We start from the raw sequence: 14,572 nt of genomic DNA, 5'->3' as shown, positions 1-14,572 counted from the left end.
CCCGTGAGGCCGGGTAACCGCGGGGCGTCGTCGCGGCGGCGCGGATGTCGGTGGTGCCTGTCATGATGGAGCGCGTGCCTGTCCCGACCTCATCGACCAGCCTGCGGCTCGACGGGCTCGATCCCGAGCAGGCCGCCGCGGTGCGGGCGCCGCGCGGGCCGGTGTGTGTGATCGCGGGCGCGGGCACCGGCAAGACCCGGACCATCACCCACCGCATCGCGCATCTGGTCTCGGCCGGGCATGTGCGCGCCGACCAGGTGCTGGCGGTGACCTTCACGGCCCGGGCGGCAGGTGAACTGCGGGCACGGTTGCGCGCGCTCGGCCTGGGGGGTGACGCGCAGACGGTTCAGGCGCGCACGTTCCACGCCGCGGCGCTGCGACAGCTGAAGTACTTCTGGCCACAGATCGTCGGCGATGTGCCGTGGAAGCTCATCGACTCCAAATTCGCGGTGGTCGCCCAGGCCGCCCAGCGCGTGGGGCTGCCGACCGCGACGGAGAATGTGCGTGATCTGGCGGGCGAGATCGAATGGGCGAAGGCCTCGCTCATCGCGCCGGAGGACTACGCCGGCGCCGCCCAGCGCCACCATCGCGACATTCCGTATCAGGCGGACAAGATCGCCGCCGTCTACACCGGCTACGAGACGTTGAAGAACACCCCGGACGGTCTGCTGCTCGATTTCGACGACCTGCTGCTGCACACCGCCGCCGCGCTCGAGGACTACCCGGCCGTGGCCGAGGAGTTCCGCGGTCGCTACCGGTGCTTCGTCGTCGACGAATACCAGGACGTGACCCCCCTGCAGCAGCGCGTCCTCGACGCGTGGCTCGGCGATCGCGACGACCTGACCGTGGTCGGTGACGCCAATCAGACGATCTACTCGTTCACCGGCGCCAGCCCGGCCTATCTGCTCGACTTCTCCCGCCGGTTCCCCGACGCCACCGTCGTCCGGCTGGAACGGGACTACCGTTCGACGCCGCAGGTGGTGTCGCTGGCCAATCGCGTGATCGGCGCCGCCCGCGGCCGGATCGCGGGAACCCGGCTGCAGTTGGTCGGGCAGCGCGCCGACGGGCCGGAACCCTCCTTCGCCGAGTACGACGACGAGGTCGCCGAGGCCACCGCCGTCGCCAAGGGCATCGCCGGCCTGCTCGGGCGGGGTGTTCCGGCCGCTGAGATCGCCGTGCTGTATCGCATCAACGCCCAGTCCGAGGTGTATGAGCAGGCGCTGACCGAGGCGGACATTCCCTACCAGGTCCGCGGCGGCGAGGGGTTCTTCCAGCGAGCCGAGGTCCGGCAGGCGGTGCAGGCACTGCGCCAGGCCGGAGCCCGCGACGATCTGCCCGCGGCCCGTGGTCCCGAGGTCGTGACGCTCGTGCGCGCGGTCCTGGCCCGGCTGGGACTCACCGCCGAGGAGCCGGCCGGTGCGCAGGCTCGCGAACGCTGGTCGTCGCTGGTGGCCCTGGTGCAGCTCACCGAGGAACTCGCCGCCCACGATCCCGCCCTCGAATTCGTCGGGCTGCTACGGGAATTGGCCGTCCGTGCCGAGTCGCGCCACCCACCGACCGTGCAGGGTGTCACCCTCGCCTCGCTGCACGCGGCCAAGGGGCTGGAATGGGATGCGGTCTTCCTGGTCGGTCTGGCCGACGGCACCCTGCCCATCGCCCATGTGCTCGGTGAGGGCGGCGCGGTGACCGACGAGGCCGCGCTGGAGGAGGAGCGGCGGCTGCTCTACGTGGGCGTGACCCGCGCGCGCGAACATCTGCGGTTGTCCTGGGCGCTGTCGCGCGCCGACGGCCGGCGGCGCAACCGGCGGCGCAGCCGATTCCTCACCGGGTTGGTGCCGGAGGATTCCCCGGCGTCGATGGTCGCTCAGCAGGCGGGGACGCGGGGTGGTCGCGGCCGCCGGCTGCCGGTCTGCCGGGTGTGCGGACGTTCGCTGCTCAATTCCACCGACACGCTGCTCGGGCGGTGTTCGGGCTGTCCGGCCGAGGTGGACACCGAACTGCTCGGCGCGCTGCAGGAATGGCGGCGGCAGCGGGCCGAGGAATTGCAGATCAAACCGTTCGCGGTGGTGAGCGTCAAAACGCTGACCGCGATCGCGGAACAGGTGCCGATGGACGAGGACGCGCTGGCCGCGATTCCGGGTATCGGACAGCAGAAGTCGCAGCAGTTCGGTCCGGAGCTGCTCGCGATCGTGCGATCACGGGTGCGCAACCGGTGATTCGGCGAAGGTGCCGCGAAGGACAAAACCGCAGGTGAAAAATAGGTTGTGCGGTTGTGTATCGCACCCGTAGGGTGGTGATCACGCGCTGGGAGGGCATTCCGGCGCGCACAGTGATCAGTCGGATAACGAGTAGGAGGGAGGTAGACAAAATGAACAACATCGTGACTCTCGCTTCGAGAAGCGTTGTGGCACCGGTGGTTTCTGTCGTGTCCGCCTCCCGGGGGGTCCTCGCCTTGCAGGGGACCGGTCTGTCTGTCGCAAGCATTATCGGTGCTCGACCGCAAGCGCCCGCATATGCAATTGCCGCAGACAAGTCCGAGTGGGGTTGGCATCAGGCACACATCGGTTTCCACACCGACGCAGCCGACGCCTTCGCAGTGGAAGCCGATCGTATGACGGCGAATCTGCAGGCAGCCCGCCTCCGCAACGCACACCCAGCGACCGTGATCAGTAACCGACACCGAAGTCGGTTCAGGTAGCACCAGCTACCGCAGCCTCCTGGCCACGGATCGCCCGAAGCGAAACCGTGGCCATAGTTCTTTTTCGGCCTCCAGCCACCGGCACCGGTTTCGCGGAAGACAACGAAACGACCGCTGCACGAGCTGAAGGAGCAAGACGTGTCCACCGCGACCGCTACTCGCGTGACATGCCGATCGACCCAGGCCTCGAGGCCGGCCCGCACCCGCGGTGTCGCGCTCGCACTGCCCTGCCGAGTCGGTGACCCGGACCTGTGGTTCGCCGAAAGCCCCACCCAGCTGGAAGAGGCCAAGACACTGTGCGCTTCCTGCCCGATCCGCAAGGGCTGCCTCGCCGCCGCCCTGGATCGCGGTGAGCCCTGGGGTGTCTGGGGTGGCGAAATCTTCGAACAGGGCGTCGTGATCGCCCGCAAGCGGCCGCGCGGCCGCCCGCGGAAGGTCGCACTGGCGTGATCGGCGCCGGTTCGGGCCGAGCGCGGATCCGCCTCGGCCACTTCTGGGAACACGAACAAGCCCCGCATCCGATGTCGGATGCGGGGCTTGTCCCCTATTCGGCGCCCGTCGGGGCGAAGGATCAACTGGCGCTGCGGTATTCGGCGTAGCCGGGCACCCAGTCGTGCATCAGCTTCATGAAGGGCACCTCGGCGTCGAGCTGTGCGCAGATGCCGATCGAACCCATCAGCACCCGGAACACCATGATGTGTTCGGCCGGAAGTTGCAGCGACATACCGGTTTTCATCTCCGGGCGGCTCACATCGGTGGCCTTGCCCGCCACGCGCTGCATCCACTTGCGGGTGAAGTGGAAAGAATCCTCGCGGATGGGATCGGTGAACGGGCGCAGATAGTCGGCGATCTCCGCGTGCGTGACGGTGCGGCCTGGAATCACCCAGCCGTTGCTGTACATCAGATCGGTCAGTTCCTCGAACCGATCCTCGACCGCCATCGCCACCATCTGGCCGAGCACCGGCGGGAACCCGTCGGGCAGCGGCGCGCAGGCGCCGAAATCCAGCACCGCCAACCGGCCGTCGTCGAGCATCATGAAATTGCCGGGATGCGGGTCGGCATGCAGCAGTCCGGCCAGAGCGGGGGAGGAGAAGTGGAATTCACCCATCAGGGTTGCCACGCGGTTGCGCAGTTCGACGGTGCCCGCCGGATCCTGTTCGCCCCGCTTGATGATGCCGGAGACCGCGGTGCCGTCGAGCCATTCGGTGACGATCACCTTCGGTGCCCCGGCCACCACTTTGGGTACCAGGAACCGAGGATGGCCGTCGAAGGCCTTGGCGAAACGACGCTGGTTGGCGGCCTCGGTCCGGTAGTCGAGTTCTTCTTCGGTGCGTTCGGTGATCTCGGCGAGAATGGGTTTGACGTCGGCGCCCGGGATGACGGCGCCGATCATGCCGGCCATCCGATTGAGCGTCTTGAGGTCCGCGCGCAGGGCCTCGTCGGCGCCGGGGTACTGGACCTTCACCGCCACCGTGCGGCCGTCGGACCATTCGGCCTTGTGGACCTGTCCGATACTGGCCGAGGCGGTGGGGGCGTCGTCGAAGGAGCGGAAGCGCTTGCGCCACGCCGTGCCCAGCTGTTGATCCAGCACGCGATGCACCGCGGCGGCCGGCAGCGGCGGGGCCGCGGCCTGCAGTTTGGTCAGCGCCTCGCGATAGTGCTCGCCGAACTCCTCGGGTACGGCGGCCTCCATCACCGACAGCGCCTGCCCGAATTTCATTGCGCCGCCCTTGAGTTCGCCGAGAACGGAGAAGATCTGCTCGGCGGCCTTCTGATTCAACTCGGCATTGATCTCGCCCTTGTCGCCGCCGGCGAGTTTGCGGCCGAACCCCACAGCGGCCCGTCCCGCGATACCGAGTGGAATCTTCGCCAACTTGGCGTTGCGGGATGAGCTACGGCGCACAATCTCAGACACACCCCCATCATGGCTGACCCACCGTGCCGCGTGCCATGTGAATTGCGTGAACTCCACCCCTGGATCGAGACGTGTCATCGGTCACAGTGGAGTCGGTCCGGGCGGTGGTGGGGGCGCGCGAACGCATGGCAAACGGCTCGTCCGTGGTGGTCGGCGGGCCTCCGTCCCTAGTTTTTGTGGTTTCCACTAAAAGTTGGCCGTGGGATCTGGTACGTCATATTTTAGTCGTATAGACTAAAACTATGACCACAACGCGAGAGGCCGCGGCGGCCATCCGGGAGGTGCGACGCCCGGAAGATCTGTTCGGCGCGGCGACAACGGATTCCGCCGCTCGCCGCAGCGCGCATCGGACGTATCTGCGGCTGGCCGCCGCGCTGCACCCGGATCGGGTGCCCGCCGCCGAGGCCGAGCGGGCCACCGCGGCCTTCGTCCGCCTCGGCGGGCTGTACCGGAGCTGGCTCGCGTCCGGGCAGGCCTTCGAGGTGTGTGGCGTGCGGGGCCCGTATCGCCTCGGCGCGATGCACGCCCGCGGTTCCGTCGCGGATGTGTACCGCACCGATTCGGCCGCAGTGGTGAAGATCGCACGGCGTCCGGTCGCGAATTCGCTGCTGGCGAACGAGCGGAACGCGTTGACGGACATCGCCGCGCTCACCGCGGAGCACGAGTGGCTGGCGCCGTACTTTCCGCGCCTGATCGACACCGTCGACCACACCGATACCGACTCCGGCGAGGTTCGCTCGATCAACGTGCTCGACGCGCTGACCGACGGGTTCGTGACGCTGGCCCAGGTGCGCGCCGCCTTTCCGGGAGGGCTCGACCCGCGCGACTACGCCTGGATGCACCGGCGGCTGCTGCGCTGCCTGGCCGGTGCGGCGACCGCGCACTGGGTGCACACCGCGGTCTCGGCGGAGAACGTACTCATCCATCCTCGGCTGCACGGGGTGGTCCTGGTCGGCTGGTCGTTCGCGACCCGGCCCGGGCGGGTGCCCGCGGCCACACCGGCCTCGATCGACTATCCGCCCGAAACCGGGACCGGGGTCTGCCCGCGCACCGATGTGTATCTGGCCCACCGGCTGCTGCTCACCATGCTCGGCGACCGCGCGCCCGCGCCCATGCGCGCCTTCGCCGAGGGATGTCTGCAATCGGCGCCGAGGCTGCGGCCCGACGCCCGCAGCCTGCTCGACGAATTCGACGACCTGCTCGACCGGCTGTACGGCGCCCGCCGCTTCCGGCCGTTCGAACTACCGAAAGGACAGTGATCACCATGGGATACGGACAGTGGGACGACAGCGCCTACGACGCCGCCCGCACCTTCCGCGCCGCCCGCGGACTCGACGACTTCGGCTACACCGCCGACATGCGGGCCAAGCCCTATACGGAGTGGGTCGCGCATCCGCTGCTCGATCCCTTCGGCGTCGGAGCGCGTGAATCGCGCGACTCCGCCGAGCACGGGGCCTCGCTGCCGATCGCGGTGCTGTTCGACGTGACCGGGTCGATGGGGCGGGTCCCGCGCATCATGCAGGAGAAGCTGGCTACCCTGCACGGGCTGCTGCAGCGCAAGGGGTACGCCGAGGATCCGCAGATTCTGTTCGGCGGGATCGGCGATGCCGACTGCGATCGGGTGCCACTGCAGATCGGACAGTTCGAATCCGACAATCGCATGGACGAACAGTTGCGGCTGATTCTGCTCGAAGGCGGCGGTGGCGGACAGAAATCCGAAAGCTATGAGCTGGCCGCGTATTTCATGGCTCGGCACACGGCGACCGATGCGTGGGACAAACGCGGACGTAAGGGGTATCTGTTCATCGTGGGCGACGAGCTGAACAAGCCGCGCCTCGCCGCCGGGCACGTGCGCCGGGTGATCGGCGACGATGTGCCCCACGACATTTCGGTCCCCTCGATCTACCGCGAGCTGGCCGATCGGTGGCATGTGTACTACATCCTGCCGAATCAATCCCATTACTACACCGACCCGGAGATCTCCGAGCACTGGCGGGGAGTGCTCGGGGAACGGGTCCTGCGCCTGGACGATCCGGCAGCGGTGTGCGAACTCATCGCGCTGACCATCGGCATCGGCGAGGACCGCGTCGATCTGGGCACCGGGCTGGCCGATCTGCGCGATATCGGGTCCGCCGACGCCGCCGACGTCGTCGGTAAGGCACTGGCGCCGATCGGTACTCCCGCCGGTCGTCGCGTCGCGGGCGCGCTGCCGGCGGCGACGCCGGGCGACGACGATGTCCGGTTCTGACCGCGAATCCGATCCGAAAAGCGAAGGGATATCACCATGTTCGGCGACCGGCATGTGATCGTGGTCGATCTGGGATTCGGCGACGCCGGGAAGGGCGCCACCGTGGATTGGCTGTGCTCGCCACAGGCCGGCCTGGACGTCGCGGCCGTCGTACGTTTCAACGGCGGCGCGCAGGCCGCGCACACCGTACTCGCCGACGGCCGGCGGCACACCTTCCGGCAGTTCGGATCGGGCACGCTGTCGGGCGTGCCGACAGTGCTGTCGCGGCATGTGCTCGTGGATCCGATCGCCCTGGCCGCCGAGGCCGAAGCGCTGACCGCGCTGGGTGTGGCCGATCCGCTGGGATCGATCTTCGTCGACGAGCGGGCGTTGCTGACCACTCCGATCCACGGCGCCGCCAACCGCTGCCGGGAGGATGCGCGGGGTGCCGCCCGCCACGGTTCCTGCGGGATGGGTATCGGGGAGACCGTGCGCTACGCCCTCGAGCACGATGCGCCCCGGGTCCGGGACTGTCGCACTCCGGATATCCTGCGCCGCAAGCTGATCGCGCTGGAGCAGCACTTCGCACCGCTGCTGGCAAGCGGGCGGCACGGCTACGAACCGATCGACGCCCTGGTCGGGGCCTATACGGAATTCGCGCGGTCGGTGGCGCTGGTGCCGGGTGAGCAACTCGCGGTGTTCGCCGCCGCGGGCCGGCTGATCTTCGAGGGCGCCCAGGGCGTGCTGCTCGACGAATGGCGGGGCCTGCATCCCTATACCACCTGGTCGACGGTGGAGCCCCGCCATGCCCGCGCCATGCTGGCGCGTATCGGGGAACCGGGCGTAATACTCGGAGTGACACGCGCGTACCAGACTCGCCACGGCGCGGGCCCCTTTCCGACCGAGGATGCGGAACTGTCGATCCCGGAGCCGCACAACGTCACCGGCCCGTATCAGGGCGTCTTCCGTGTCGGGCATCTGGATCCGATCCTGCTGCGCTACGCCGTGGACGCGTGCGGGGGAATCGACGCGCTCGCCGTCAACCATCTGGACCTCGTGGCGGGTCGCGACGATATGCGCACCGCCGCAGGGTATTTCGCCCCGGACGGATATCGGGACCGGCTCGACTGCGGTCCCTGGCGGGATCTGGACCATCAGCGGTGGCTGACCGGGCTCGTCGCCCACAGCACCCCGGATCTCGTACCGCTGCCGGCGGATGTTCCGGAATTCCTGGGACGCCGGCTGGGCGCGCCCGTGGTGCTGGCCGGGCACGGGCCCGATCGTGCCGATCGTGTGGCCCGGGTCGCGGCTGCGGCATGATGGTTCGCCGTGGAGCAGCAATCCGCCGTATCGCTCGATGTCGTCGCGCTTCGATTCGGCGCCGACGACACGACCGTCACCTTCGCAGTGGCGCCCCGGCAGTGGGATCCGTTCGCCGGCGAACTCGCCCTGCCCGGTGTGCTGCTCGGCCGCGGTGAGCGGCTCGCGGCGGCGGCCCGTCGCGCGGTACACGGCAAACTGGGTGTGCCCGACGATGCGATCCTCGCTGTCGGGCAACTGGTCACTTTCGACGAGCCGAATCGCGATCCACGCGGTCCGACGCTCTCGATCGCGATGTGGGCGGTTCTGGGGCACCCGGCAGCACCCACCGATGCCGAGCAGTCGAGAACCGATGATCCGGCCGGTTTCGAGCAATCGGACGGCGGGGGGTCCGGCATCGTCGAGCGGGCCGGCGGCGATTCTTCCGCCGGTGCCGAGCAGACGAGCGGCGATGGTTCCGGCGGTGCCGAGGGACCGGGCGATAGTGGAACCGGCAGCGCTGCAGGCCCTTTCGGTGTCCGGTGGGTTCCGTTCGACGACGTCCCGCCGCTGGCCTTCGACCACACCATGATCGTCGAGGTCGCCCGGGAACGACTCGCCGAGATGCTGTGGAAGGATCTCGCTTTCACCCGGGCGCTGATCGGCGAGCACTTCCCCGCGACCCGCGCGGTAACCCTCGCCACCGCGCTGTCCGGTACTCGTCCCGACCCGGGCAACCTCAACCGCACCCTGGCCGCGATCCCGGGACTCACCCGCACCGGGGAACGACTGCGAACCAAGGCCACCGGACGACCCGCGGCCGTCTGGTCCTTCACCGGCGCGTCGTCCGGCGAGCGCTGAGCCGACGACACTCACCCACCTCGCGGCCGCGACGACGACTCGGCCCTCGTGCGCGACAGCCACCACATCATCGAGGTACGGCCTCATCACTGCCCGAGTCACCGCGCGCGCTACCCTCGCCGCGCTCATACCTGTCCTCCGGCGACGGAGGCCGTGCGATCCTCGTCCGGCGCTTCGGCCGCCGTGGCTGCGATTCGGCGGCAGGCGCAGTCCGCGTGCGGGGTCCAGCGACGCCGGGCGATGCGCCTGGTATGCGGATCCAATTCCAGTGTGGTGTCCAGGGTTCGGGGCGGGTCGTCGGCGGCGTCCTCGATGATCGATTCGATTTCGCGCAATGTCAGGGCCGCGGTGGCGGCAATGGTGGCGGGGGAGGCGTAGCCGGTCCGGCCGAGCAGCTGCGCCGCCAGATGCGGCCATTCGGCGTCGAATTCGGTGCGGGTCAGATCGGCGCAGCGCAGACAGCTGGTGCCGCCGGGCAGTACCAGCGGCCCGATCACGCCGTGCCCGTCGCGGATGCGCACCTGCAGGTGCGGGATTCGGCGCACCAGCAGCATGCTGACCAGCTCCGGCGCCGGGACCAGCGCGTCGGTGAGAATCACCAGATCGGAGGCCGGCAGCGAATCCGTTGCGCCGCTGCGATATTCGCTCGACCTCGTCGGGGTGATGCCCAGTTGCCGGATACCGCTGTGCAGCGAATCCGCCAGGGGGCCGCGGCCGTGTACATGCACCGTCCGTATCCGAGTGCGGCGAGCCCGCGGCCGGACCAGCAGTCCGGCCGCGTCGATATCTCGTAACAGTTCCAAGGCCACGCCACCGAGGCCGAGTTGCCCGGCCTCCCACAGGAGCTGGGGATGGCTGTGCAGACCGTCGAGCAGCCGGACGAACGCGACGACCGCATCGGTGTCGACGGCGGGCGGGTGCAGGAGTACCGCGCGTTCGGGGTCCCATCCCAATTGCACCGCACCCGAGGGCCGGCGCAGAACCGCCACCCGCGGATGCAACATCGGTCCACGTGCGTGTGACAACGTCATGGGGTCAGTATTGTCGGCGGGCCGAGACACACCCGCGGGAAAACTGCTGGTTATCCACAGGTTCGGTGTTATCCACAGGGTGCTTCGGATGATGTCGCAGCATCACTGTGAACGCATCGTTTCACAAAACTCGCCGACGACTCGCCGTGAATTTTCCAGACCGGCGCAGAGAGTGCTAACGCCCGGCCACCGGCGGCCGACAATCGGGTCGATTCGGGTCGGTTAAAGGAGCAATATGGTCAGCGCATCCCTCGACGTGCCACCGGTGGCGTCGCCGCACGGCGAACATCGGTTTCGAACCCGCGGCGATCGGCCGATCGCCGCGGCCACGATTCGCGAGTACGCCCGGGCGATAGGCGCCACCGACCCCATCCACTGCGACGAACGCGCCGCCGCCGCACGCGGATTCGATGCCCTGGTGGCCCCGCCGACCTTCGCCACCACGGTGTGGATGCGCGCCGAGGAACGGACGCTGGACGCACTCGTACCGGGTTTTCACAGCGGATGCGTCGTGCATGCCGACCGCACGCTGGAAATCGTGCGCCCGCTGTTGGCCGGCGACCGCATCAGCTGCGATATCGGATTCGAATCCTTCCGCCACTACCGCGACTACGACGTGGTCTCGGTGACCACCCTGTTGCGCGACGACGACGGTCAGGTCGTGACGAGCGGCTCCTCCACCCTGCTGGTGCACACCCAGCCCGGAACCTGTGCGCGTGCGCGATCCGGGGCGCCCCAGCGGCCGCACGATCTGGAACCGGTCCCGGCGCAACGGCGGCTGCGCACGCCGCAGCGGGACCGGATCCAACCGCCGCTACCGCGCCCGATCGTCGATCTCGGCCCGCTGGCGGTCGGCGCGGATCTGCCCGCCGACACCGTCACGGTCGCGGCCGACGATGTGCTGCGTCACGCCGACGTCGTGGATCCGCGGCGGTCCGGCGTCGCGACGGGGGCGGTACCCGGCATGCTGACGCTCGGCCTGGTCGCCGGCTACCTCGGCCGCTGGCTCGGCGATCCGACCGCACTGACCAAACTGCGGGTGCAGTACGCGCCCAAGATGCACTATCTGCCGGTCGACTCCGACGCTCCGGCGTCGATCCTGTTCGGTGGCCAGGTCGGCTGGCTCAGTTCGCGGCGCCGCACGGTGACCGTCGTGGTCGACGCATTGTCTAAGGGGCGCAAGCTGTTCGGCTACGCGACCGCCGAGGCGCGACTGGGCTGAACCGCGCCGACCGGACTCGGTGACGCCGCCGGCTAGCGGTCCTCGTTCTCGCCGCGCTCGTCATCGGTGTCGCCGTCGGAGTCCTCGTTCGGCCGTTCCTGTTGCGCCGCAGCGCCTTCGCGGCGTTCGCGCGCCTCGGTCTCGGCCAGCTGTGCCAGCGGATCGTCGAAAACGTTGGCGCCGCCACCGATCACACCGTCGATGAAGCCGCTCGGCTTGTCGAGATCCTCGGAACTGGGCAGCAGGTCCGGATGCGCCCACACCGCGTCGCGGGCCGACATCCCTGCGTCGGTGGTCAGCCGCTGCCACAGCGTGGCGGCCTCCCGCAGCTTGCGCGGACGCAACTCCAAGCCGACCAGGGTGGCGAAGGTCTGCTCGGCCGGTCCTCCGGTGGCGCGGCGGCGCCGCAGCGTCTCGGCCAGCGCACCCGCACCGGGCAGCCGGTCGCCGACGGCCTCGGCCACCACGACCTGAACCCAGCCCTCGATCAGCGCCAGCAGCGTTTCCAACCGCTCCAGCGCGGCCTTCTGCTCGGGGGTGGTCTGCGGTTCGAAGGTGCCCTGCGACAGCAGTTCCTCGAGTTTCGACGGATCGGTCAGCGACATCGGATCGATGTTCTGCGCGGCCTCCTCGATCGCGGAGAAGTCCATCCGGATGCCACGCGCGTAATCCTCGACCGCGCCCAGAACCTGCTGCCGCAGCCACGGCACATGGGCGAACAGCCGCTGGTGGGCGGCCTCGCGAGCGGCCAGATAGACCAGGATCTCGCTTTCGGGAAGCTCCAGGCCCTTGCTGAATTCGCTGATCGCGCTCGGCAGCAGCGCCGCGGTTCCGGCCGGACCCAGCGGCAGCCCGATATCGGTGGAAGTCAGTACCTCCTGTGCGAGCTGTCCCAGCGCCTGCCCGAGTTGCGAGCCGAAGGCCAGACCGCCCATCTGCCCGAGCATGCCGAGCATCGGCCCGGCGAACTGCTTGGCCTCCTCCGGCAGTGTCGAACTCCACATACCCGAGACCTGCTCGGCGACCGGATCACACAGCCGCTTCCAGGTCGGCAGCGTCTGCTCGATCCAATCGTTAGGCGACCACGCGACCGTCCTGGTGGCCCCGGCGGGCAGGGTGGTCGCCGCGTCCAACCACAGTTCGGCCAGGTGCGCGGCATCGCTGACGGCGCGCTGCGCACCATCGGTGATCGGCGCGACCGTCGATCCGAGTTGCTGGCGGGCCAGCCGCTTGGCGACGTCGTAGTTGACCGGACTCGCCTGGCCGCCCGGCTGGCTCATGGTGGAGAACATCTGCCCGAGCGAGGTCAGCATCTGCCCGAAGGCCGCGGGATCGAATCCGGCCGCGCCCGAAGACCCCATGCCGAAGGCGAAGGGGTTGTTCGCTCCGGAACCGGCCTGATCGTCACGCTTGTCGCGGTCGGGATCGTCGTCGCGGTTCGAGAATCCGAAGGGCACGTCGCTCATGCCCCCAAGGCTACGCGGATGGTGATCGTGGAGCCGCTACTGTGGGCCGGGTGAATCGTCGGATCATCACCTTGATAGCGGCTCTGGTGCCCGTGCTCGTCCTCGGTGTGGTGGGCAGTGCGGTGACGGTGCCGTTCGTCGCTCTCGGCCCTGGTCCCACCTTCAATACCCTCGGCGAGGTGGAGGGCAAGCAGGTCGTCGCGGTGCAGGGCGCCGCGGTGGATCCGACCTCCGGACACCTCAACATGACGACGGTGTCCGTTCGCGACGGGCTGAATATATTCGAGGCGATGGGCTTATGGGTGGACGGCCGCTACGGCCTGGTGCCGCGGGCCGAGGTCTACCCGCCCGGCGTTTCCCGCGACCAGGTGGACAAGTCCAACCAGGCCGATTTCAAGGAATCCGAGGACAACGCCGAACTGGCGGCGCTGAACTTCCTGAAGTATCCGACCAAGGTTCAGGTGCGCGTGGTGGCCGACGACGGCCCGGCCAAAGCGGTGCTGCAGAAGGGTGACGAACTGGTGAGCGTGAACGGGAAACCGATCACGACCTCCAAGGACGTGATCGACGCGGTGCAGGGCGCCGCCCCGGGCACGACGATCCCGATGGTGATCCGCCGCGGCGGCGTGGAACAGACGGTCGAGGTGAAACTCGGTGCGCGCCCGGACGATTCGAACAAGGCCTACCTCGGCGTCACCCCGCAGGAGGTGCCCGCCGGTCCGCTGCAGGTCGATTTCAATCTCGCCGATATCGGCGGCCCGTCGGCCGGTCTGATGTTCAGCCTGGCCCTGGTCGACAAGCTCAGCCCCGGCGAGCTCAACGGCGGACGGTTCGTCGCCGGCACCGGAACCATCGATCCGCAGGGCAAGGTCGGCCCGATCGGCGGTATCCAGTACAAGATGATCGCGGCCCGCGACGCCGGTGCGGAGACCTTCCTGGTCCCCGCCGACAACTGCAACGAGGCTCGCCAGCGCACCCCGGACGGCCTCAAACTGGTGAAGGTCGACACGTTGTCCAGCGCGGTGCAGTCGCTCGACGACGTCAACGCCGGGCGTCCCGCCCCCAGTTGCGGTTAGTCCGGCTCGTTCTCGAGCGTGTGGCGCAGCGCGTCGATCAGGTTGGGGGCCAGGTTCGGCGCGGTGCGCAGATCCAGATCGGGGAACGCCTCGTCCTCTTCGGGGCGTAACTGCAACAGGCACAACGAGACTCCGTCGCGCAGCACACCGGCGTAGAGCCGCGCGTCGCGGCGCTCGGGATGAGTCTGCGCGGCGTCGCGACCGGCGCGGTCTGCGGCGTCGCGATCGGCCAGCAGCGGTGCGATGGCCTCGTCGAGCGTGCGTTCGGCGTTCGGCGGCAGCACCACGATCTGCTGCACCAGCACCACCCCCTCGACGGCGGGCGGCCAGCTGGTGGTGGCGAGGAATTCGTCGAGGGCCATCGAATCGCCGCTCAGATCGTCGGGAAGCGGTTCCTGGGCAATGGGAGTCAAGGCGGCCCCGTCGTCGAGCTGATCCTCGAGCGTCGGCTCGGCGGCCACCAGGTCGGCGGTCGGCACCAGCGCGAACAACTGCGGTGGCTGATCCCAGCCCTCGGTGTCGGCGAACTCGGCCACGTCCCGGATGCAGCGGTACAGGGCGGAGGAGGGATTGTCCACAGTCACGGCCGACACTGTACGTCCAGCGCGAGCGCCCGCGTCCCCGCCACGGCATACCGGAGCCATCGCGATCCAAGCCGACCCGTTTTACGTAGAGTGGGGCGCGAGAGACGGTCCGCAGGGACCATACGCATCATCGGACTGCGGTGTATCGGCCGACAATCGCTTCGGTACGCCGCCGGATCTGGGAGAGTGGCAT

General features: G+C 68.9%; 12 protein-coding genes. 8 read left to right on the top strand and 4 right to left on the bottom strand.

The genetic code is table 11. The annotated features are described in order from the left end of the window. Positions 1-65 precede the first annotated feature (65 nt). Together IRT45_RS10860 and IRT45_RS10855 are read left to right on the top strand one after the other, a co-directional pair. Entirely contained in the window at positions 66-2,216 is a 2,151-nt protein-coding gene (locus IRT45_RS10860) for an ATP-dependent DNA helicase UvrD2 (RefSeq protein ID WP_228534160.1), read from the top strand. Positions 2,217-2,860: 644 nt separating this feature from the next. Then, complete coding sequence (locus IRT45_RS10855) at positions 2,861-3,148, top strand: WhiB family transcriptional regulator (protein ID WP_051042974.1); 288 nt, start codon at positions 2,861-2,863, stop codon at positions 3,146-3,148. Between the two features lie 121 nt (positions 3,149-3,269). Here IRT45_RS10855 and IRT45_RS10850 read toward each other — a convergent pair whose 3' ends face one another. Next, a complete protein-coding gene (locus IRT45_RS10850) occupies positions 3,270-4,613 on the bottom strand; it encodes an AarF/UbiB family protein (RefSeq protein ID WP_309240891.1) in 1,344 nt (447 codons plus the stop codon). 242 nt (positions 4,614-4,855) lie between these two features. Here IRT45_RS10850 and IRT45_RS10845 point away from each other — a divergent pair, with 242 nt between their 5' ends. Genes IRT45_RS10845 through IRT45_RS36765 form a run of 4 tightly spaced genes read left to right on the top strand, consistent with a single transcriptional unit; the run spans position 4,856 to position 9,000 of the window. Then, positions 4,856-5,872, top strand: coding sequence for a hypothetical protein (locus tag IRT45_RS10845; protein ID WP_194805734.1), 1,017 nt, complete (start codon positions 4,856-4,858; stop codon positions 5,870-5,872). Positions 5,873-5,877: 5 nt separating this feature from the next. After that, complete coding sequence (locus IRT45_RS10840; protein WP_228534148.1) at positions 5,878-6,861, top strand: hypothetical protein; 984 nt, start codon at positions 5,878-5,880, stop codon at positions 6,859-6,861. Positions 6,862-6,897: 36 nt separating this feature from the next. Next, positions 6,898-8,160 carry an adenylosuccinate synthetase gene (locus IRT45_RS10835; RefSeq protein ID WP_194805733.1) on the top strand — a complete coding sequence of 421 codons (1,263 nt, stop codon included), beginning with the start codon at positions 6,898-6,900 and terminating at the stop codon, positions 8,158-8,160. Between the two features lie 9 nt (positions 8,161-8,169). Continuing rightward, positions 8,170-9,000, top strand: coding sequence for an NUDIX hydrolase (locus IRT45_RS36765; RefSeq protein WP_309240890.1), 831 nt, complete (start codon positions 8,170-8,172; stop codon positions 8,998-9,000). Positions 9,001-9,125: 125 nt separating this feature from the next. Here IRT45_RS36765 and IRT45_RS10820 read toward each other — a convergent pair whose 3' ends face one another. Beyond that, positions 9,126-10,031, bottom strand: coding sequence for a TOMM precursor leader peptide-binding protein (locus IRT45_RS10820; protein ID WP_194805732.1), 906 nt, complete (start codon positions 10,029-10,031; stop codon positions 9,126-9,128). Positions 10,032-10,266: 235 nt separating this feature from the next. Here IRT45_RS10820 and IRT45_RS10815 point away from each other — a divergent pair, with 235 nt between their 5' ends. Next, complete coding sequence (locus tag IRT45_RS10815) at positions 10,267-11,253, top strand: MaoC family dehydratase N-terminal domain-containing protein (protein WP_194805731.1); 987 nt, start codon at positions 10,267-10,269, stop codon at positions 11,251-11,253. Positions 11,254-11,285: 32 nt separating this feature from the next. Here IRT45_RS10815 and IRT45_RS10810 read toward each other — a convergent pair whose 3' ends face one another. Next, positions 11,286-12,719 (bottom strand): zinc-dependent metalloprotease, encoded by a 1,434-nt coding sequence (locus tag IRT45_RS10810; protein ID WP_194805730.1) that lies wholly within the window; start codon positions 12,717-12,719, stop codon positions 11,286-11,288. Between the two features lie 50 nt (positions 12,720-12,769). On the opposite strand from IRT45_RS10810, the gene IRT45_RS10805 reads away from it, so the two are divergent. Next, positions 12,770-13,795 carry a PDZ domain-containing protein gene (locus IRT45_RS10805; protein WP_194805729.1) on the top strand — a complete coding sequence of 342 codons (1,026 nt, stop codon included), beginning with the start codon at positions 12,770-12,772 and terminating at the stop codon, positions 13,793-13,795. On the opposite strand, the gene IRT45_RS10800 is transcribed toward IRT45_RS10805, so the two are convergent. Next, positions 13,792-14,439, bottom strand: a complete 648-nt coding sequence (locus IRT45_RS10800) for a PPA1309 family protein (RefSeq protein ID WP_228534147.1) — start codon at positions 14,437-14,439, stop codon at positions 13,792-13,794. The two genes, IRT45_RS10805 and IRT45_RS10800, sit on opposite strands and share 4 nt — an antisense overlap. Positions 14,440-14,572 lie beyond the last annotated feature (133 nt).

It is taken from the genome of Nocardia sp. BSTN01, assembly GCF_015354405.1.
GTDB lineage: Bacteria > Actinomycetota > Actinomycetes > Mycobacteriales > Mycobacteriaceae > Nocardia.
This window is presented reverse-complemented; position numbering and strand designations above follow the sequence as displayed.

Coding starts and splice junctions, on each gene's coding strand:
- IRT45_RS10860 (WP_228534160.1), top strand. CDS start 66: ATGGAGCGCGTGCCTGTCCCGACCTCATCGACCAGCCTGCGGCTCGAC.
- IRT45_RS10845 (WP_194805734.1), top strand. CDS start 4,856: ATGACCACAACGCGAGAGGCCGCGGCGGCCATCCGGGAGGTGCGACGC.
- IRT45_RS10840 (WP_228534148.1), top strand. CDS start 5,878: ATGGGATACGGACAGTGGGACGACAGCGCCTACGACGCCGCCCGCACC.
- IRT45_RS10835 (WP_194805733.1), top strand. CDS start 6,898: ATGTTCGGCGACCGGCATGTGATCGTGGTCGATCTGGGATTCGGCGAC.
- IRT45_RS10820 (WP_194805732.1), bottom strand. CDS start 10,031: ATGACGTTGTCACACGCACGTGGACCGATGTTGCATCCGCGGGTGGCG.
- IRT45_RS10815 (WP_194805731.1), top strand. CDS start 10,267: ATGGTCAGCGCATCCCTCGACGTGCCACCGGTGGCGTCGCCGCACGGC.
- IRT45_RS10810 (WP_194805730.1), bottom strand. CDS start 12,719: ATGAGCGACGTGCCCTTCGGATTCTCGAACCGCGACGACGATCCCGAC.
- IRT45_RS10800 (WP_228534147.1), bottom strand. CDS start 14,439: ATGGCTCCGGTATGCCGTGGCGGGGACGCGGGCGCTCGCGCTGGACGT.